The sequence below is a fragment of the Providencia sp. PROV076 genome (assembly GCF_028483405.1).
Classification (GTDB): domain Bacteria; phylum Pseudomonadota; class Gammaproteobacteria; order Enterobacterales; family Enterobacteriaceae; genus Providencia; species Providencia huaxiensis.
Map to the genome: position 1 here is coordinate 185,607 of NZ_JAMPRR010000006.1, position 19,578 is coordinate 205,184.

Sequence of the window (19,578 nt, forward strand, 5' to 3'; positions counted from 1 at the left end):
GTGCAAATTGAAGCAAACAAAAAGCCTGCCGAACCAGGTTATTCATTGGAGCTCAAGTTACCTATTAGATTCTTGGCGTTATCACAGAACTCATCCATTTTAGGCACATTTTTAAATTCAGGGTCATTAGCTTTTTGCACACACTTCACACTAATCTGCCCTTGGAAATACGCCATAGATACCATGTTATCAACTAAACGTTTGCAAGTACGACTGTTACTCTGTTTTTCTAACTCACCACATAGAAGCGCTTTCTGTCGATTAATACTTGCCGCCATATCTGGTACTACATCATCTTCTGTAATTTCAGGTCGCTCATTAGCACCAATGTTTGTAGTGCTAGCAAGCGAGCCAAATGAAGCTAAGCCTAAAAGCAAAACCACTGATCCCTTTTTCATACATCACCATATTTTGCGCCCTACCAAAACACTAAAATATTAATTATTCTCTGGGACATCTAATGAAAAAACTTTTACTTTTCCTACTAATCCCTATGCCACTTGTTGCTCAAAATTACCTTTGGAATGGGAATTCTGTGCATGAATATAGCCAAGCAAGAGAGCGTCTAATGAATGACACCCTGTTAGACGCTAATGATGTTGTTAAATCGGGTATGTACTCGGGTTATATTGCGGGAACATTTGACCTTGGTTCAGGTATTCTTTTTTGCCCGCCCGTAATGTTACGTTCAACCAAGCTATGGATGTTGCGGCTAAACGCCTAAAGAATTTACCTGAAGCTGTAACAAGCAAGTCATCTGGTAGTGGATTCATTTATTAGCTCATGGCCATGCCCAAAGAAATAAGGTCTGTGGGTGAAGTCTCCCCTATACTCAGGCAATAAAAAACCCACCGGAGTGGTACACATACACCAAGCAGATATCTTTTTCAGGATTTCCTTTTTTGTGAGTTCTGTAATATTGAACCCTATCATCTGGAAATTTATCTGGCGGTATTTTAAAATGAATGTGCATCAAACAAGCTTTTTCAACTGAATATGGCTTAACGTATGAAACATCTCTTCCGAAATAACTGGGCCCCCCTCATCTGACTTATATTTTTTAAAGTCTTTGAGTGGCTTGGCTTCGAGATCTAAATTTTTTTGGAATAAGTCGCAAAAAATTGATTTCTTGTTTGCTCGTTTACAGTTACTTCTATTTCGTCCATGAATTAGCCAGTAAAGGAATAGTCACCTAAAATTATTTTTTTAGTTGTGTAATCAGCTATTTCCCTCTTAGTTCCAGAATATTTCTTCATAGCCATACCCGCCATATTACCCCCTACTTCTGATGCTCCTATAATACAGATTTTCATGTTTCACTTTTCTTTATCAATAATCAAATCTCGAATAGCAAATTTACATAATAAGAATATCAACTCACGATAATCTAAATACAATAAAAACTTTAGTCTGAACATAAATATTCTTGCAAGGTAATAAAGGCAATGTTCTAAATTACAATTCGGATTTGATTATCACATAAATAACAACAACCATCACCAGAAAATTAAACTTAACCTTAGACCATTTCACATATTTATTAGCTAAAAATCGCATTCTAATCTATATTAAAACTAGTTATATCGCTTTGTGCGTTATAACCATTAGACATGCTGTACATTAACTACATTCTCTCCAAGACCTTCAATAGGAAACATATTATGGTAAATCAAGGTTCCATAATCAACGACGTTCCAGATGGTTATATTAACGCGCAAGATGCAGGTATATTACCAAATACAGATAAAGACTTGAGTCAAGCGATATTAAATTTACTTAAAGAGAGCAACACTTCTCATAAAGGTATCTATTTCCCTGCTGGTACTTACCTATTTGCCAGCGATGTATTGCTAACATCTTATAATTCCTTATTGGGCTCAGCTGAAGGTACAATTTTTCGCTGTCTAAATCCCCAAAAAAAATCAATTATGTTTGGCGATAGCACTTACGGAACTAAAGTGTCAAATGTAAATATTGAGAATATTATCTTTGATAATATCCGAGTACATTTTTATGGACGAAAATCTGAAATTAGTATTAGCTATAATGTATTTATTAATACAATAACCGAACATAGCACCGCACAACTTACATGCTCTAGTAGTTTCTATACAATTAGTGGCAATGTTTTTATGCGTGGGCGTAACTATCCGGGAGTTGCTCTTAGTACCTATGGTAATAGTTCTGGTTTGTTGATTGAGCAAAATTTTTTAGGCTCCGTCAATGATATTAACCTAGCAACACCATGGCTTGGTAAAAAAACACAGACACTGCTGACAACACTTTTAAGTTTAAGAGATAAACAATTAATATCTTTTGATGATGCTCAAGGTGAATTTGTTTCTGGTTGGTATTCAACGAGTAATCTCAAAAAAGGAATATTTCGTAAAAACTTTATTTCTGGCAGTGACCAACCCTTTCTCTATAATCCTGAAACAGGTGAAGATGATATACAACGTGATCATGGCGTTTATATTAAACAATATGAACAAGTTGAAGTTATTCAAAATTATTTTTCTGGCTGGCCAAAAGATGATAAACCCTCCGGCCAACTAAAATTTCGTAATGCTAAAGGACTGGTATTTGCAGGTAACTATCTTAATCACATTTCTTTTAATGCGCGCCCTTATGATAATGTCGATGATCAATGGCTGATCATGCAAGATACCTTTATTTTTAATAATTATTTATCTGACGCTTTAATTAGCTACTGGCAAAATTTTGTAGATACAGAAAATAAAGCCATTAATATTAAAGATTATCTAGTTTTCTCTAATCACTTTATCAACCGTACTGAGAGCAAACCACTAGTTACCTCGCCAGAAAAATCACTCTCTTCTAATCAATTTTTTTGTTCAGAGAATATTTTCGTTGAAACAGGTAAATTAGTACCAACTAGCGGTGTTATCACTGAAATTCCAATTGATAAGATACAAGATCGGCTACCCGATTACGCAAAAAAATATTTATCGACTAAACCGATCATGCCATAACTTATAGCAACCTTTTATATATTACGTTTTGTTAAATAATGTCGTTGCATGCCTTTCTCTGGGAAATCAGGCAATGACATTTGTTTCACATATCCTAATTTTTCATAAAATGGCAAGGCTTGAAAACTGAAGGTGTCAACTAAGCTATGAATACAACCTAGTTTAATTGCTTCCCGTTCAGCAGCCTTCATCAATTTACTGCCTAATCCCATTTTTCTGGCGTCCTCACTTACCCATAAAAAATCGATACAGAGCCAATTCGCCTTGACAGAAGCCAGTAATCCTCCAAGCATAACACCAGAATCATTTTTAAAATAAACGCCTAGCTCACCAAAACGTTCTGCACTCAAATATTGGATATTAAAACTACGTAACCCTGCAAGGAGTTCTTCTTTATCTTCAGTGGTGATTTCATGTGCAACAATAATATTCATTCGATGCTCTGCTGATACTCTGCTAATAACGTGTTGTTTCAAACATATTTACTTTGATAAGAAAACAGTAAAATAGGAGAGGATTGAATATGCTATTTTAAAATACATCAGTTTCTATAATTTGGGTAATTAAAGCCGTTACAGACAATACCAATGAAGATTTGATCATTTGCTGAAAACGGTGTTTTTGTAATTCAATTAATTGGTTATCGACAAGATCCTCTGGTTGATTGAATCTCATCATTTCTGGTAAAGGTTCCATACAATGGAGCATTTTAATACTGCCTAAAATTTCATCATCCGTAAAATTTATATTTAAATCCTCTGCCGATAACGATTCGTTTAAAGCAAGAAATAATTCTATATCTTCATAGGTTTCGCGAGAAATAGCCCCTAATGCAAATAGGAGTTTCAAACGAACTGATAACTCCCCTAATGGCCCATTTCCAGTTAAAAGTGGTTCAACGGCATACTTTACCGCATAATCATCCTTTCTAAAAACTTTTAACATTAATTTATCAATAGCTTGTGAAATTAAAACAACGACTTCTTGAACAAACAAATATACTTCTGGCCGTTGATTTAACCGCTCAAGGATCTGATTTTCAATGTTTTGTTTATTTTCCATATTAGCTTCTTTTATCACTTTACAGCTATACTGCTTACTATCATACAGTAGATAGCCATAAAGTGACTGAACCTCAGTTAATCAATCTATTATCCGTAATATCACTTGTTACTCAATATCAATAACTGGTATTGGGAACTAATTCTATCAACAACCTCGGGATATTTCTCTAACCCACAAAGCTCAACAACCGCTTGATATATACCTTTATCAGCTATTAACTTTGCCATTTCATTTGCTTGAGGATCGGCTTCACATCTGAAATGCAATGCGGCAGCAATTCCTATGATCAGATTTTCATTTGGTAACTGATATTCTAATGTGCCTAGCAAAGGCTTAATTAAGCGATCATTAGAACTTAACTTTCTTATAGGCTGTCGCCCAACTCGACTAACATCATCTTTTAAATATGGGTTTGCAAAGCGACTTAGTATTTTATCTATGTATTGATTATGTATTTGTGAATCAAAACCATAACGTTGAATTAAAACTTGTCCACTTTCTTGCATAGCCGATTTAACAACAGTATAGATCCTCAAATCTCCAATTGCCTCGCTAATTGTCTGGTATCCATATCGCTGCCCTAAATACGCTGTCATTGCATGACCTGTATTTAATGTAAATAGTTTACGTTCAACAAATGCCATTAGATTGTTCGTCAATTCCATTCCATCGATAATAGGAATATCACCAACAAATTGTGTTCGGTCAACAATCCACTCGCTAAAGGATTCGACAGTAACATCAAGTGGGTCATCATTCGCTGCATCCATCGGAGGAACGATCCGGTCAACTGCGGAGTCTACAAAACCAATATGTTGGTCAACCCATTGATGTAATTCTTCCGGCAAATGAACCAACACATGTTGTTTTAATTGGCTAGTTCCCCTTACCATATTTTCACATGCAATTATATTGAGTGGCTGGTTATTTCCCTGCGATTTTCTATAAACTATGCCTTTAGCTATGGTTGACGCTATTTTTTCAAGTACTTGTGGCCCGACAGCAGTTGTAAGCATATCCGCTGTTGCAATAAACTCTATCGTTTTAGGGTCATTACTATTAACAGCGTGAATGTGTTGGACTTTCTCAATACGATTTTCCTGACCAACCACGTGAACATTATAAGATTGCTGATGCGCGAGTTGGTCAATTAATGGCTGATTAACATCCGTAAAAGTCACTTGTGAATTTGCGTCTGCTAATAATTTACCAATAAACCCACGGCCTATATTTCCTGCACCAAAGTGAATGACTTTCATTATTATTCTCCTTATGCTGCACTTTGAGACGCTAAAATTTCGAGTACTTCCTGAACATCTTGGGTTTCACATAAACGCTCAATAACCCCATCTTCATCTAAAGCGGAAGTAATTCGTGTGATAACTTCAATGTGCTCATTATTTTGTGCGGCAATACCAATAACTAGGCGGGCAATTTCATCGGGTTCTTCACCAAATTGTACGCCTTCGGGGTATTGGCAAATAACAATGCCGGTTTTTAATACGCGGTCTTTGGCTTCTATCGTTCCGTGAGGTACCGCAATAGACTCGCCAAGATATGTGGGAGTTAGTTTTTCGCGAGCTAACATCGCCTCAATATAGTCAGGCTCAACATAGCCACCCTCAACTAATTTTTGCCCCGCAAATTGGATGGCTTGCGTTTTATTCTGTGCAGATAGGTTTAAATGAATATGCTTTGCACTCAATGTAAATATCGCATCATCATGATTTTCTATTTCATAGGATTCATCATTTGCTGCAATAATCGTTTGCTTAATCAGTCGTCCATCATTCGCAGCTTTAGGATTTTTTTTAGCTATTAAATTGGTGACTAGATCATTATACGTTTGGCTATCTAAGAAGTTTGTTAAAGAAATATGCATTGCATTTGGCGCAAATGACTGTGCCCTTTGTGTTAGATCTCTATGAGTAATAACAATATCAACGTTATCTGGCAGGTCGTTAATTGCCATATTAGTGACGGTAATATCGATTAAACCTGCATCTCGTACTTTTTTGGCTAATACCCCGGCCCCCATTGCACTTGACCCCATGCCTGCATCGCAAGCAACAATAATGTTGCGCACTTGAGCTAAATTGATAGAGGTATCTTTATTGGTTGAGCTTGTTGCTGATGACTTTGATTGCGTTTTCATATTGCGCATTTTTTTCGTCGCACTTTCGAGCTCATCATCATCGCCAATTCGTGTTCGTTTTAATAAAAGCACTGAAACGATAAAAGAAACAGCTGTAGCACTTGTGACTGATAAAATAACGCCAATAAGTGATGATTTAGGGGTCATCAGTAGAACTGCAAATATTGAACCTGGTGATGCAGGAGAGACTAAGCCCGCATGAAAAAGGTTCATCACAAATACCCCTGTCATCCCTCCAAGAATTACAGCAAGAATTAATCGAGGATTCATTAAAACATACGGGAAATAAATTTCATGGATACCGCCAAAAAAGTGAATAATTGCTGCCCCTGGTGCAGATTGCTTGGCATTACCTTTACCAAAAAACATATAAGCGAGTAAAACGCCTAAACCTGGTCCAGGGTTTGCTTCAATTAAGAAAAAAATGGAGGAACCTGTTTCAGATGCTTGCTGAATACCTAACGGTGAAAAAATACCGTGATTAATAGCATTATTGAGAAATAAGATTTTTGCAGGTTCAACAAAAATAGACGTGAGTGGAAGTAAGTTATTCTCCACCATCACGTTCACACCAGCCGCTAATATTTTGGATAACCCTGCAACAAGAGGACCTATCGCTAAATAAGCCAAAATAGCTAATAACATGCCGATAATGCCGGATGAAAAATTATTCACTAACATTTCAAAACCCGTTTTAACTTTGCCTTCGATCCACAAATCAAAACGTTTTATTGCATATCCGCCTAATGGGCCAGCAATCATTGCCCCCATAAACATCGGCATGTCAGCACCAACAATGACCCCCATTGTTGTTATTGCACCAACTATTCCACCCCGCTCTCCACCGACCAAACGGCCACCGGTATAACCGATTAATAGAGGGAGTAAATAGGTGATCATAGGACCAACAAGTTGAGCTAATGTCTCATTAGGCCACCAGCCCGTTGGGATAAATAACGCGGTAATTAATCCCCAAGCGATGAAAGCACCGATATTAGGCATAACCATATTACTGAGGAAACGCCCAAAATTCTGTACCTTTAATTTGATATTTGATGTTACCATGATAGAACCCCGTGGTACGAGAATGATAAAGTTGTAACGTTATCGCCAAATAACGTCTGTGATTTTTTCAACTCTTTCACTCTAGCATGAGCTTTATCAGATCCGCACCACGTGGGCCTTTATGTGAACAAGATCACTATTACCCCCCGACTTACCCCACCTTTATATTGATGAAGATCACATAAAATTCATGTCACTAAATTACATTGCTCTTTTTTTACACAAAAAAACCATTTTTAGTGATATTAGTCACAGTTTAAAACTCGTTATTTATCTTGGATTAGTGATGAGCATCACAATTTATTTTCTATTTATCTTTTTTATCCTGTGGACTGATGTCAATTATCCAACTGTACAAGTCACTTTTTATATTTTGTAATAAAATTACTAAACGTACTTTCTTCATTTTTCTTTGCATGCTGCAATAAATCACATTATCGTCTTTCGTAGTCAATGCCTGTTATTGCTATTTGAAAACTTCATTTTCTACTTCATTATTACCATCATCTTTTTGCGATAATCTTAAATTGAATTTACGACAACGTATTATTATCAATACATTATTTAACCTTGCTTCGTCTGGTCTTCACCGATAAATTACCTCTAATTTTCTTAATTAAAATGTGAATATCATGACGTCAACCGTTATTGTTTTTCTTTTGGTTTATATTGCGATGGGCTTTGGTAAGCTACCTGGATTCAAAGTTGATAGAACTGGCGCTGCAGTTATTGGTGCCCTAGCTATGATGGCTATTGGTAGTATTACCCCTCCCCATGCATGGAATGCTATCGATTACCGAACGATTGGGATGTTATTCGGGCTTATGGTCGTTTCTGCTTCTTTTGTTGTGTCTGGTTTTTATAGCTGGACCGCAAATAAAGTCGCAATGCTAAAAGTTTCGCCCCCTATATTACTCGCTGTTTTAATTCTTGTTGGTGGCTTTCTTTCCGCATTGCTCACTAATGATGTTGTTGTTGTCGCGATGACTCCATTATTAGTATCAATTAGTTTATCTCGCGGTTTAAACCCAATTCCTTTTTTACTTGGCTTTTGTTTCGCAGCGAATAACGGGGCCGCAGGTTCATTAATTGGTAGCCCACAAAATATGATCGCAGCACAAGGGCTTGATATCTCGTTTGTTGGCTTATTACAGGCATCAGCAATACCAGCCCTGCTTTCCTTACCATTAACATGGTTAGTACTCGTTTGGTTATATCGTCATCGTTGGTATTTGACTAAAGAAAATACGCTCTCAACTCCCCCTAAATCAACCCAAGAAACATTAGATGTCTGGGAGACAGCAAAAGCGGGTGTCATTACTTTCGCAGTCATCATTACCTTTATTGTGACTGATATTCCTAAAGAACTTATTGCATTAACGGCTGCTGGATTTTTATTATTAAATCGATCTATTGCCTCGAGTGATATGCTTAAACTCGTTGATGGTAATCTTTTATTACTCATCATGGGGCTATTTGTTGTCAATGCCGCTTTTGCCGCCACAGGACTACCTCAGCAATTATTAACTGATTTGCGAAACTACGGTGTGGAACTCAATAACCCATTAGCCCTATTTTTAGTGACCGGTGTCCTAAGTACTATCGTTGGAAACAACCCTTCAGTCATGCTACTCGTCCCCTTCTTAACACCTGAAGGCAATGCCGATTCGTTAGGCGCTGCTCTCGTATTGGGTTCTGGTTTTTCAAGTAACTTACTGGTCTTCGGTAGCCTTGCTGGCATTATCGTCGTTGAGCAATCAGCGGCATATGGCGTAAAAATTTCTTTCGGTGAGTTCTCTAAATCAGGGGGAATTGTCGCGCTATTGTGTATGCTATTAGCCGCTGCTTGGATTTTACTTGCGTTATAGTCGTTTTAACCAATCTGCTATCACACTGGCAGATTGGTTATCATTATATTTCCTATGGCAATATCGCAAAAGAACGAACAGGAAAACCACTGGCATTATTTGGTTTAGCGACGATATTAAAAATTACCGCGCCACGTGTGGGCACTTGGTCTAAATTAGCGAGTAATTCAACTTGGTATGTATCTTGTTCTAATACGTAATACTCACCGAGTAATGCATTATTTTTTCGAAAATCTTTTGCAGCATCAGTATCAAATGTTTCATGTCCAATCGCTTTTATACCGCGTTCTTCAAATAAAAATTTGAGTGCGTCCATTCCCCAACCCGGTATTTGGTTATTGCCCTCATCATCTTTATTATCCATAAGCTCTTGTGATGGCCAACGCTTACTCCAATCCGTACGTAATGCAACAAAACTCCCTGATTCAATTCGACCATTTTTCGCTTCAAAATTAAGGATATCATCGAGAGAAAATGCAAAGTTAGGATCTTCTTTGGCCCTTTCTGACTGGTCAATAACAATCAGTGGCAGAACAAGTTCTTTTAATTCGAGCTCATGTAAATAACGTTTCCCTTCAACGAAATGACAAGGAGCATCAATATGGGTGCCATATTGTCCTGGAAATGTAAATTGCTGTGCAAAGAAACCTTCTGGATAGCCAAATAATGTTTTAAATTCGGCAGAGTCAAACATAAAAAAATGTGGTGAGTCTTTATCGAAGCTATGTGTCAAATCAACCCATTTTTTAGATTTTATTACATTAAATGCATCAATTAATTCATTGCTCATATTTTCCCCTGTCAGTTCTATTGTCTAAATAAGCTTATCTACAGACTATTTTTATAATGCCCTTCCTAACCTATTAAATAACGAAAAAACATTCTGTTGTCTACAAATTCAACACGAATCTTTTTCATATTAAATCAGTAAGATATTTAATTTATATAGAAAAAACCACTAATTAATAAAAATTAGTGGTCAACGTAATAATCAAAATAAAAAATAGACTAGGATTTTATTTAGGATATTTGTTCCAGCTGTCAGGTTCAATAAAACCATCATAAATACGCTGCGAACGAATATAATCTGCGTACTCTTTAGACTCAAAAGCTTCTTTCAAATCTTTTGCCCACTGAGCATCTAAATCTTTTTGCATAACAGTCACAATAACGCGATGCTCTAGCGGTGAATTTTCTACAACTAAACCATCAGCAATACGTTGGCCGGCACTTGCCACATAGTTACCATTCACAACAACAAAATCAACATCATCTAATAATCGCAACCCTTGTGCCGCATCGGTTTCTCGAATATCTAAGTTATATTCATTTGGGGAGATATCATTAACACTAAAACTTAATGTACTCACATCTGGCTTAATTTTAATCCAACCTAACTTTTCCAAGATCCTAGCACCACGCTCTGCATTAACGGGGTCATTAGATAACGCAACAATCATACCGTCTTTCACTTCATCCAGTGTTTTATGTTTATTTGACCGCAGACTTTGAGGCGCACTCGGTGAGTCTGTTAATGCCACCATATTAATATTATTTTTTTTGTTATAAGCCTCCATATAGGCACGGCTTTGATTTACAGAAGCATCAATAGAGCCTTCTTCAAAAGCAGGATTTATTTGTCTATTCTGTGAAAATTGGCGCAAATTAACGGTATAACCTTTTTTCTCTAAAATCGGTACGATACCTTTGTCTACTTGATCAATATAATTGCCAACACCAAAACCTATTGTAATTTGTTTTTTATTAGGATTATCTTTTTCACTATTATCGCCACACCCAGCCAGCACCGCTAAAGCAGTAGTAATTAAAGATAAATTTATTAATTTTTGTTTTAACATAGATAACAGCCCTGTAAAGATATTTTAGGCAGTATAATCATAATTAGAGAGTACAACTTAGACTATATCGTTATAACTTAATACTAAAGTAATATAAGAGTGGCATTTGATTCCTTTTGGTTATAAGCATATAACAAACAGATCGTTCGATTAGTAATGTGATTGATATGTAATGAAGGAGATAAAAAACATTTAAAAAAAGTGAGTTGCTTTATGACTATTTCCTATAATGATGTAATTAATTCTTTAACTAATTTAACACCAGATTCCAGCCTAGCTAAAATTCGCCATGAACGCGCGGAGGCGACTGAAAATACTCAAGCCGTATTTGAAGCCATTTTTTCTGCACCATCGACACTTCTCACAAATAATGTGAAATATTATTTTGCTTATGAAGTTGCAAAAATGACAGGAAGTCCCCGCCTAGCTGAATTTTATTTTCAATTAATAAACTCAATGCCTGATGAACCTCTTAGCAAACCACTGGCTACAGCAAAAGAATATCTGCAAGTTTTAACACAATCACCTAAAGATACCCATTACCAATTAATTGCTGCGTTAGCTGAACAAGGTTGGCAAGAAAGTGACATCATTTTACTTGCTCAATTAATAACTTATGTCACCTATCAAGCTCGGCTAATCGAAGGGGTTCTGTTACTGACGAATAGTAGTCATCTTACACATAACTCACCTAAAGTTGTGGCTGGTAAATGGAACCACCAACCATTAACCCGCAAAGGAAAACCTTCACCAACGGCTTTTACACAAGATAATTTAGGATGGGAAGCTTGGATTTCAGCAAGGGATGCAAAAACGCTATCCGTTGAAGAAGCCCAAGTCATGAAAAAATTTGGTCAATTAAACTCTGAATATTTTTTACTGCTCGCCCATCAAAGTAAAATTTTAGAGTTACGAACTTTAGTTGACCGAGGCGTGTTTTATACCTCAGAAGGGTTACCTCGCTGGGAACGTGAATTTGCTGCGGCCGTAACTAGCAAAGTTAATGGCTGCATATACTGCGCTTCTGTACATGCTAGAAAAGCCAGTCAGTATGCAAAAGAACGACGTGCTGATGTTGATAAATTACTAGCAACTGCGACGGGTTCAGTACTTGCTGAAGGTTTTGATGACAGACTCCTAGCCATCACAGATTTAGTCGCCTCTTTATCTGCAACCCCCATCCAAGCCACACCATCACAAATTAAAGAGTTACAAAACTTGGGTTTATCTGAACTTGAATTACTTGACTTAGTTCAATCAACGGCCTTCTTTTCATGGGCGAACCGCTTAATGTTATCGCTGGGTGAGCCCTTTGAAATAGTAGAGGATAAGGAGTAATTCAATGGAACTGATTATGGGTTTAGAGGCATTAGAAGCGCAAATAAAACAAGATTTGCAGTATTTAAATTTACCAATAACGTCTTGGTCATTATCAAAAAATAACCCTGAAAACCAAATTATTGATGTCGCTATCATTGGTGCGGGTATGTCAGGAATTACAGCCGCATTCGCTCTGAAATTACGAGGTATCAATGCAATTGTTTTCGACCAAGCCCCTGCTGGCAAAGAAGGCCCATGGCAAAGCCCTGCATTAATGGAAACATTGCGTTCCCCAAAACATGTGATTGGCCCTGCGCTTGCATCCCCCTCTTTAACTTTTCAAGCTTGGTTTAAAGCCCAGTTTGGCATTCAAAAATGGGATGAACTCGATAAAATTCCACGTTTGCAGTGGGGAGAATATCTGCAATGGTATAAAACCATGACAGAACCCTATGTACTTAATCAATACCAATTAGTCGATGTGCAATTAAACGATAACTACCGTGAATTAATTTTTGACACTCCTAACGGTACCGTCAGGTATCAAGCGCAACATGTTATTTTATCGACGGGTATGGAGTCTTTTAGTGAAGCTAATATCCCTAGTTTTATGAATGATATCCCAACGACCTATTGGGAACATTCATATGCAGGTACTGACTATCGTCGTTTTAAAGGCTTAGACATTGGTGTTGTTGGTTATAGTGCCGGTGCGATGGATAGTTCAGCAACGGCATTAGAAAATGGTGCTAATTCAGTTGAGATTTTGATCCGCGCTAGCGACATGCCCCGAGTAAATCGAGGAAAAGTTGCTGGAAGTGCAGGATTTACCAATGCGTATACCTATTTTACAGATGCTCAGAAGTGGCATTACACTGATTATGTTGCCAAAGCCAAAACGCCAGCTCCTCATGGCAGCACGTTGAGAGTTTCTCGCCATAAAAATGCTTATTTCAATTTCAATACCCAAGTTAAATTTATTGAATTGAAAAATAAAAAATTGCATGTCACAACAACAACAGACAAATTCGTATTAAATTATTTAATCTTAGCAACTGGCTATCGGATTAATTGGGCCAAACACAGCGCTTTTCATCAATTATCTCCGCTAGTTAAAACATGGGGGGATGCATACACGCCATCCATTCATGAAGAAAATGCAGAGTTAGCTTCACACCCTTATTTAGGTGATCATTTTGAATTTCAAGCTAAAAACAAGTCAGACACATTAAAAATCAATCAGTTATATTGTTTTAACTTAAGTGCATCGCTCAGTATGGGCCCGGTCATAGGGTTAATCCCTGGAACGAATATTGGGGCAGAACGATTGGCTGACCATATTGCAGCTCAATTGTACCTAAGCTACCAAGAGCAACACCTTGAGCAAGTTAAAACTAGCCAAGAAGCTGAATTATTGGGGGATGAGTGGCAACCCGCTGTACCGCCTTCAGAACGTGTGCAATTAGCTGATAGTGTAGAGTAGATTATGATTACCTTTCAAAACATTCAAAAAGTTTATGAAAAAGATGGGCAGTCTTTAGTTGCATTGCAAGACATTAATTTGCATATCAATAAAGGTGATATCTTTGGGTTCATTGGTTATAGCGGGGCTGGTAAAAGCTCACTGATCCGTTTGGTTAATCAATTAGAAAAGCCAACCAGTGGTGCCGTTATTATCAATGGCCAAAATATTGCTGAGCATACCCCAGCAGAAACGCGCTCACATAAAAAAAGCATCGGTATGATTTTTCAGCATTTCAATTTGCTAGAAACGAAAACTGTTGCTCAAAATATTGCGATGCCCTTATTACTCTCAGGTGTCAATAAACAAGAAATCAATCAGCGAGTTGATAGCATTCTTGAATATGTCGAGCTTAGTGATAAAAAAAACCAATACCCTGGGCAGTTATCTGGTGGGCAAAAGCAGCGTGTGGGTATTGCGCGTGCTTTGATCAACAACCCACAAATTTTATTATGTGATGAAGCCACTTCCGCGCTCGACCCGCAAACGACGCGCTCAATTTTGCAATTATTAAAAAAGATCAACCAAGAGCAACATATTACTATCTTATTAGTTACTCACGAAATGGAAGTTATTGAACAAATTTGTAACCGTGTTGCTGTTATGGGGTCTGGCAAAATTGTCGAAGAAGGAACTGTACTTGATATTTTTGCCAACCCACGCCAAGACACAACCAAGAAATTTGTAGGAACCGTATTAAACGAAGAAATTCCAGAACGCGTTCTGCATAACTTAGAACATCAACAAGATGTTTATCGTCTTGAATTTTTAGGGGCTTCCGCACAACAACCTGTCGTTAATGAGTTAATACTCAAAGAAATTGTCAAAATAAATATCTTATTTGCCAATATGAAAGAGATCAGTGGTGTCGTGCTGGGCAGTATGTTTGTCCAATTTATTGGTGATAAAGAAAAAATTGATGAAGCCGTCTCTTTTCTTCGCCAACGCGGAGTTGCAGTCAATCAGGGGGCACTATGACACAATTATTCGAAACCGCTTTAACGACGAAACAGTTTTTATTAGCGATGTCAGAAACCTTTACGATGGTCAGCATTGCGCTCGTATTAGGTTCTATATTTGGGATCCTATTAGGTATCGTACTTGTTGTAACGAGGCCAGAGGGTATTTGGGAAAATAAATGTATTTATCGCATTGTGAACCCGATAATTAATATTATTCGTTCATTGCCTTTTATCATCTTATTAGTTGCGATGATCCCCCTTACACGCTTTATGGTAGGAACCTCAATAGGAACAACTGCAGCAATTGTGCCATTAGTGATTTTTATTGCCCCCTATACTGCACGTTTAGTTGAAAACTCATTACTCAGTGTACATTCAGGTATTATTGAAGCGGCTGATTCTATGGGAGCAACAAATTGGCAAATTGTTTGGCACTTTATTTTACCTGAAGCGAAATCATCATTAATTCTAAGTTTAACCGCTGCCAGCATTACTTTAGTTGGTGCAACCGCAATGGCAGGAGCCGTTGGTGGTGGAGGTGTCGGTGACTTAGCACTAAACTACGGCTACCAGCGTTTTGATAATGTTGCAATGGCTATCACCGTTGTTACATTAGTAATTATCGTACAAGGCATGCAATTTATTGGTGACTATTTAGCGAAAAAAGCGCGCTTCCATTAGTCATTAGTTTCGTGGAAAAGGTCGAAAATATATTCGGCCTTCTCTCTTTTACCTTACTTTATAAGTGTCGATTATCCCCCTTAAGACTTGTGGCGAGCCCCAACACCATAATTATCGTTAATAGAAAAAATTAACAATAAAACTCACTCTAGTGCTTACTTATTCATATCTATCAATTTTTTACGTGTTTTAACGCTTTTTTATAGTGAGAAATGCGATAAATAATCAAATTATTTAAATTTATTTATATTATAATCATGTAGATATATATTTTAATGGATGTTATCCGCTTTTCGCTAAAATAATCTATTCTCAATGTATATTTAGTCGTCTTGCTATTTTGTTGTTTTTGCTTTCTACGCGCGCTTTACGATGCATCGTCAGCGTTTTATTCACTTACAGATTAAACTGATTATGCCAACTATTGAACAGCTCATTTTATTGATTTCTATACTCATTCTTTTGGGAATTTTCTCTAGCAAACTGTCCGCTAGGCTCGGTTTACCCATGCTTGTCATGTTTTTATTTGTTGGCATGCTAGCGGGTGAAGATGGGATAGGTAAGATTACGTTTGATAACGTTAATGTTTCGTATGCCGTTGGCTCTCTCGCGCTTGCTTTAATTTTATTTGATGGGGGTCTACAAACATCAGTAAAATCTATTCGTCTAGTTTGGAAACCGTCTTTTACACTAGCAACGCTAGGCGTTCTTGTAACCGCTGGGGTGACTGGTCTCGCGGCTGCTTATATCCTCGACGTCCCTCTTCTGGAAGGGCTATTACTAGGCGCTATCGTCGGTTCTACCGATGCTGCCGCCGTCTTTTCCTTACTGCGCAACGCGGGGATCTATTTAAATGAACGCCTGCAATCGACGTTAGAAATAGAAAGCGCAACCAATGACCCGACAGCCATATTCTTAACTGTTGGCTTATTACAACTCTTAATGAATCCACAAGCTTCAGGTAGTGAATTAATTCTGTTATTTTTTAGTCAAATGGGGATAGGTACAGTTGTTGGCTTAAGTGTTGGCTGGGTTTCAGTCAAAATTATCAATAAGATTAAACTAATCGCAACTGGGTTATATCCTGTGCTTGTCGCTGCTTGTGGGTTGCTTTCTTTTGGACTCGCGAGTAATTTAGAAGGTAGTGGCTTCTTATCTATTTTTGTTACTGGTGTGGTGATTGGTAACCATCGGTTTGTTTTTCAACGCAATACATTTTTGTTTCATGATGGATTAGCATGGCTAAGCCAAATTATCATGTTTGTTATGTTAGGGCTACTTGTCAACCCAAGTTCTCTAATTGAAGTCTGGCTTGAGGGTTTAATTATTGCCCTTGTCTTAACGTTTATCGCAAGGCCATTAGCTGTAATACCGGTTCTAAAATTATTTGGTTTCCCTAAACCTGAAATTACATTAATTTCTTGGGTAGGATTACGTGGCTCTGTCCCTATTATTCTCGCCATTTTCCCATTTATCTATGGTTTACCTAATGCCCATCTGATTTTTGACGTGGTTTTCTTTGTGGTATTAATTTCAGCAACATTACAAGGTTCAACCTTACCTTATGTTGCACGTAAATTAAATTTAATGCAGCCACCGCCATTGATCCCTGCGGCAACGTTAGATATTACCGCGGTAGACCAAATAGATGCAGATTTAGTGGAATATACATTAGGTGAGGATTGCGCTGTAGTAGGTCGTCGATTATCACAACTTGCATTACCTGACCAAACTGTCATTGCTATGATCACGCGAGAAAAAAGTGTTTTACCGCCAAGGGGGTCAACTACGCTTCATGCTGATGATCATTTATTTGTTGTTCTTAAACCTGAAAATCGTATTTTTCTTGAACATCTATTTTCAGAAAAAAACATCTCTGAAAACACGCCTATTGAACTACCCGATACCGGGTTAAGTTTAAAAGGAACGACTCGGTTAAATGAGATCCACTCATCTTATGGTATCCAAATTGATAATGGTGATGAAAGAACCCTTAACCAATTTATTTATGCTTCTATATCGGAACCTTTACAAGATACCGTCATGAAATTAGAACAACTGCAATTAAAAATTGGAGAAATGATAGGCACACGCATCATAACCGTAATATTAGAACCTATTAAAGCGCAGGAAGGTTAATTACACATAAATGTGCTAGAGATAATGACTCTAATGTTAAGTAATAATTAGTTCAAAGATACAAAAATAAAAGCCCTTTCGGGCTTTTATTTGTTCTTTTATGAAACCTAGGATAATAATAGATATTGTCTTATTTAAACTATAAACAGCAAATGTATTTAATTTACGTTCCTAATTTAAACAGGTAAGAATGAGAGCTAATTACGTTTCATTCTGGGACAATATGGTTTATTCGGCTATATAAGGGTGTATGCAGAACTTTCAAACCCTTTATTAGCTGTGTCCTCATCTACTTGAGTATCCTCTTGTAGGACTTCACTAAAAAACTCACCCATGTTAACGTCTAAAACTTTTAGCACTCGAACAAGACAGTCTATATCAATACGATTAACACCACGCTCGTAACGAAATAGCTGCTGTTCACTTATATCTATCTCTTTAGCTAACTGAAAAACAGTAAAGCCTTGAGCTCTTCTAAGGGCTTTTATTTTTTGTCCAACTGCACAAGCGACAGGATATTTCGTGTTCATAAACATTCTCGCTTCAATTTATTATTAAGGAAATAAAAATTAACAGATAATTACCTGCATATTTTATTTTTTATATTTATGTGTATAACAGTGATAATGCTATAGACGATTCAGCATATATCGGAAAGAATGATATACTACCCTTATAATTAGTTTCAACTAGTCCTAAATTGACATTGCAACTATGTAACAAAGTATTTCATGCTATACATTATGCATTTAAAAGCAAAATAACACTTTAAAATCACTCAGTTACACCAAATATGTGTAATTTCATTTGATAGTAATCCAAAAGACACCCCTCCTCCCTCGGAATATTCATCTAAAAAAGACCCGCATGACCGATGTATAACCTGAAAATAAAGGAAATAAATAGAATTATTTAACACTGTAACAATATTAATGTTATTGATACAATTTAACATGGTCTGAAATGATAAAACCTGTATTCATGATACTTTTATGTAAAAAATAGTAAAAACAGTCAATTTTATCTCTAAAACTCTCTAATTTGACAAAATATCAGTACATTAAAAAACCAGCCAGTCTGTTACAATTAGTAAAATACTAAATTTTTAAAGTAGCAAAATATGGATTTATTATATTCAAGTACCAAACATAACAAAACCATAACGTTAAGAAAGCTTATTATTCATTTTACTAGATGAATATCACAAAATTATGAAAAATAATTTTCATCGACAATGCGCTTTTGATTTAACTGTTTTTTTGTTTTTTACTGTGTGCAAACTGACGTAAAACTTCAAAAACAAACAAAATTACAGGATTTATTGCTATATTATAGTATCTTACATTTACTATATAATAATATTCGTTTATAAAAAATTATATTTACTTTTTCTATCCCACACTCGATATTTATCCTCGCAGCTTTATTCTCTCATTTATACATAGTGAAATCATTATATTCTATAACGCACCAAATATATCCTGCTAGTACCATATTGAAACTTAGATGTAAGTACTAAAGGACTTTTATAAGATACATTCTGAATTATTCTGCATATAAAGCGAGTGACGCGATCATTAATTTTTGCCCCTTTATCATGCTACTTAGAGAATGTAACTTACAAAACATGTGTATATTCGTTAGATTTAATCTGTAATAAAGTTATGTTTGATTTCTAATGACTTGAGATGGTGGGTCGTGCAGGATTTAAATTCTGCGAATTTAGCCTTCGGCCTGAACCTGCAACCAGCTTGTCGAGGTATGTCTTAGCGACTGAGTGTTTACTTGATTGGGGATGTATTCGAATTTACGACTTTGAGATGGTGGGTCGTGCAGGATTTAAATTCTGCGAATTTAGCCTTCGGCCTGAACTTGCAACCAGCTTGTCGAGGTATGGCTTAGCGACAGAGTATTTACTTGATTGGGGATGTATTCGAATTTACGACTTT

General features: G+C 36.8%; 17 protein-coding genes and 1 pseudogene. 9 read left to right on the top strand and 9 right to left on the bottom strand.

The genetic code is table 11. From position 1 onward, the window contains the following. Window positions 1-38 precede the first annotated feature (38 nt). Window positions 39-398, bottom strand: coding sequence for a hypothetical protein (locus PSF67_RS06040; RefSeq protein ID WP_231068887.1), 360 nt, complete (start codon window positions 396-398; stop codon window positions 39-41). 62 nt (window positions 399-460) lie between these two features. Between PSF67_RS06040 and PSF67_RS06045 the strand changes: the two genes are divergently transcribed. Then, window positions 461-724 carry a hypothetical protein gene (locus tag PSF67_RS06045; protein ID WP_272676638.1) on the top strand — a complete coding sequence of 88 codons (264 nt, stop codon included), beginning with the start codon at window positions 461-463 and terminating at the stop codon, window positions 722-724. 108 nt (window positions 725-832) lie between these two features. On the opposite strand, the pseudogene PSF67_RS22075 reads toward PSF67_RS06045, so the two are convergent. Next, window positions 833-1,024, bottom strand: a pseudogene (locus PSF67_RS22075) (hypothetical protein); the annotation flags it as partial. Between the two features lie 637 nt (window positions 1,025-1,661). On the opposite strand from PSF67_RS22075, the gene PSF67_RS06050 reads away from it, so the two are divergent. Continuing rightward, window positions 1,662-2,993: a glycoside hydrolase family 55 protein gene (locus PSF67_RS06050; protein ID WP_231068885.1), complete on the top strand. Its 1,332-nt coding sequence runs from the start codon at window positions 1,662-1,664 to the stop codon at window positions 2,991-2,993. Between the two features lie 14 nt (window positions 2,994-3,007). Here the strand turns inward: PSF67_RS06050 and PSF67_RS06055 are convergent, their stop codons facing one another. The 4 genes from PSF67_RS06055 to PSF67_RS06070 all read right to left on the bottom strand — a co-directional run bounded on the left by PSF67_RS06055 (window position 3,008) and on the right by PSF67_RS06070 (window position 7,278). Beyond that, a complete protein-coding gene (locus PSF67_RS06055; RefSeq protein WP_195697420.1) occupies window positions 3,008-3,427 on the bottom strand; it encodes a GNAT family N-acetyltransferase in 420 nt (139 codons plus the stop codon). Between the two features lie 97 nt (window positions 3,428-3,524). Beyond that, window positions 3,525-4,055, bottom strand: a complete 531-nt coding sequence (locus PSF67_RS06060) for an MltR family transcriptional regulator (RefSeq protein ID WP_102137589.1) — start codon at window positions 4,053-4,055, stop codon at window positions 3,525-3,527. Between the two features lie 101 nt (window positions 4,056-4,156). Continuing rightward, window positions 4,157-5,317 (bottom strand): mannitol-1-phosphate 5-dehydrogenase, encoded by a 1,161-nt coding sequence (locus tag PSF67_RS06065; protein ID WP_206276403.1) that lies wholly within the window; start codon window positions 5,315-5,317, stop codon window positions 4,157-4,159. A gap of 11 nt (window positions 5,318-5,328) precedes the next feature. Next, window positions 5,329-7,278, bottom strand: coding sequence for a PTS mannitol transporter subunit IICBA (locus PSF67_RS06070; protein ID WP_210842753.1), 1,950 nt, complete (start codon window positions 7,276-7,278; stop codon window positions 5,329-5,331). A 632-nt stretch (window positions 7,279-7,910) separates the two neighbouring features. Between PSF67_RS06070 and PSF67_RS06075 the strand changes: the two genes are divergently transcribed. Further along, complete coding sequence (locus PSF67_RS06075; protein WP_166264536.1) at window positions 7,911-9,146, top strand: SLC13 family permease; 1,236 nt, start codon at window positions 7,911-7,913, stop codon at window positions 9,144-9,146. Window positions 9,147-9,198: 52 nt separating this feature from the next. On the opposite strand, the gene PSF67_RS06080 is transcribed toward PSF67_RS06075, so the two are convergent. Beyond that, window positions 9,199-9,936: a cyclase family protein gene (locus PSF67_RS06080; protein WP_102137585.1), complete on the bottom strand. Its 738-nt coding sequence runs from the start codon at window positions 9,934-9,936 to the stop codon at window positions 9,199-9,201. A gap of 226 nt (window positions 9,937-10,162) precedes the next feature. Further along, complete coding sequence (locus PSF67_RS06085) at window positions 10,163-11,005, bottom strand: MetQ/NlpA family ABC transporter substrate-binding protein (RefSeq protein WP_166264534.1); 843 nt, start codon at window positions 11,003-11,005, stop codon at window positions 10,163-10,165. A gap of 213 nt (window positions 11,006-11,218) precedes the next feature. Between PSF67_RS06085 and PSF67_RS06090 the strand changes: the two genes are divergently transcribed. The 5 genes from PSF67_RS06090 (at window position 11,219) to PSF67_RS06110 (ending at window position 17,629) form a co-directional block, all read left to right on the top strand. After that, on the top strand, window positions 11,219-12,343 hold the full coding sequence (locus PSF67_RS06090) for a CMD domain-containing protein (RefSeq protein ID WP_272676639.1): 1,125 nt from the start codon (window positions 11,219-11,221) through the stop codon (window positions 12,341-12,343). Window positions 12,344-12,347: 4 nt separating this feature from the next. Beyond that, the gene (locus tag PSF67_RS06095) at window positions 12,348-13,808 is read left to right on the top strand and encodes an FAD/NAD(P)-binding protein (protein WP_272676640.1); all 1,461 of its coding nucleotides are present in this window, start codon (window positions 12,348-12,350) and stop codon (window positions 13,806-13,808) included. Window positions 13,809-13,811: 3 nt separating this feature from the next. After that, the gene (locus PSF67_RS06100) at window positions 13,812-14,825 is read left to right on the top strand and encodes a methionine ABC transporter ATP-binding protein (RefSeq protein ID WP_210842747.1); all 1,014 of its coding nucleotides are present in this window, start codon (window positions 13,812-13,814) and stop codon (window positions 14,823-14,825) included. After that, window positions 14,822-15,490, top strand: a complete 669-nt coding sequence (locus PSF67_RS06105; protein ID WP_125891381.1) for a methionine ABC transporter permease — start codon at window positions 14,822-14,824, stop codon at window positions 15,488-15,490. The genes PSF67_RS06100 and PSF67_RS06105 overlap by 4 nt, the downstream gene beginning before the upstream one ends. A gap of 372 nt (window positions 15,491-15,862) precedes the next feature. After that, window positions 15,863-17,629: a potassium/proton antiporter gene (locus PSF67_RS06110; protein WP_229597465.1), complete on the top strand. Its 1,767-nt coding sequence runs from the start codon at window positions 15,863-15,865 to the stop codon at window positions 17,627-17,629. Window positions 17,630-17,865: 236 nt separating this feature from the next. On the opposite strand, the gene PSF67_RS06115 is transcribed toward PSF67_RS06110, so the two are convergent. After that, window positions 17,866-18,159: a helix-turn-helix domain-containing protein gene (locus PSF67_RS06115; protein WP_102137798.1), complete on the bottom strand. Its 294-nt coding sequence runs from the start codon at window positions 18,157-18,159 to the stop codon at window positions 17,866-17,868. A 1,158-nt stretch (window positions 18,160-19,317) separates the two neighbouring features. On the opposite strand from PSF67_RS06115, the gene PSF67_RS06120 reads away from it, so the two are divergent. Continuing rightward, on the top strand, window positions 19,318-19,578 hold a 261-nt coding region (locus PSF67_RS06120), incomplete at its 3' end, for a hypothetical protein (RefSeq protein WP_272676641.1).

Bases quoted from the DNA above. Each gene is read 5' to 3' on its own strand.
- PSF67_RS06055 (WP_195697420.1), bottom strand. From the start codon at position 3,427: ATGAATATTATTGTTGCACATGAAATCACCACTGAAGATAAAGAAGAA.
- PSF67_RS06095 (WP_272676640.1), top strand. From the start codon at position 12,348: ATGGAACTGATTATGGGTTTAGAGGCATTAGAAGCGCAAATAAAACAA.
- PSF67_RS06050 (WP_231068885.1), top strand. From the start codon at position 1,662: ATGGTAAATCAAGGTTCCATAATCAACGACGTTCCAGATGGTTATATT.
- PSF67_RS06075 (WP_166264536.1), top strand. From the start codon at position 7,911: ATGACGTCAACCGTTATTGTTTTTCTTTTGGTTTATATTGCGATGGGC.
- PSF67_RS06070 (WP_210842753.1), bottom strand. From the start codon at position 7,278: ATGGTAACATCAAATATCAAATTAAAGGTACAGAATTTTGGGCGTTTC.
- PSF67_RS06060 (WP_102137589.1), bottom strand. From the start codon at position 4,055: ATGGAAAATAAACAAAACATTGAAAATCAGATCCTTGAGCGGTTAAAT.
- PSF67_RS06100 (WP_210842747.1), top strand. From the start codon at position 13,812: ATGATTACCTTTCAAAACATTCAAAAAGTTTATGAAAAAGATGGGCAG.
- PSF67_RS06105 (WP_125891381.1), top strand. From the start codon at position 14,822: ATGACACAATTATTCGAAACCGCTTTAACGACGAAACAGTTTTTATTA.
- PSF67_RS06115 (WP_102137798.1), bottom strand. From the start codon at position 18,159: ATGAACACGAAATATCCTGTCGCTTGTGCAGTTGGACAAAAAATAAAA.
- PSF67_RS06040 (WP_231068887.1), bottom strand. From the start codon at position 398: ATGAAAAAGGGATCAGTGGTTTTGCTTTTAGGCTTAGCTTCATTTGGC.
- PSF67_RS06045 (WP_272676638.1), top strand. From the start codon at position 461: ATGAAAAAACTTTTACTTTTCCTACTAATCCCTATGCCACTTGTTGCT.
- PSF67_RS06080 (WP_102137585.1), bottom strand. From the start codon at position 9,936: ATGAGCAATGAATTAATTGATGCATTTAATGTAATAAAATCTAAAAAA.
- PSF67_RS06085 (WP_166264534.1), bottom strand. From the start codon at position 11,005: ATGTTAAAACAAAAATTAATAAATTTATCTTTAATTACTACTGCTTTA.
- PSF67_RS06090 (WP_272676639.1), top strand. From the start codon at position 11,219: ATGACTATTTCCTATAATGATGTAATTAATTCTTTAACTAATTTAACA.
- PSF67_RS06065 (WP_206276403.1), bottom strand. From the start codon at position 5,317: ATGAAAGTCATTCACTTTGGTGCAGGAAATATAGGCCGTGGGTTTATT.
- PSF67_RS06110 (WP_229597465.1), top strand. From the start codon at position 15,863: ATGCATCGTCAGCGTTTTATTCACTTACAGATTAAACTGATTATGCCA.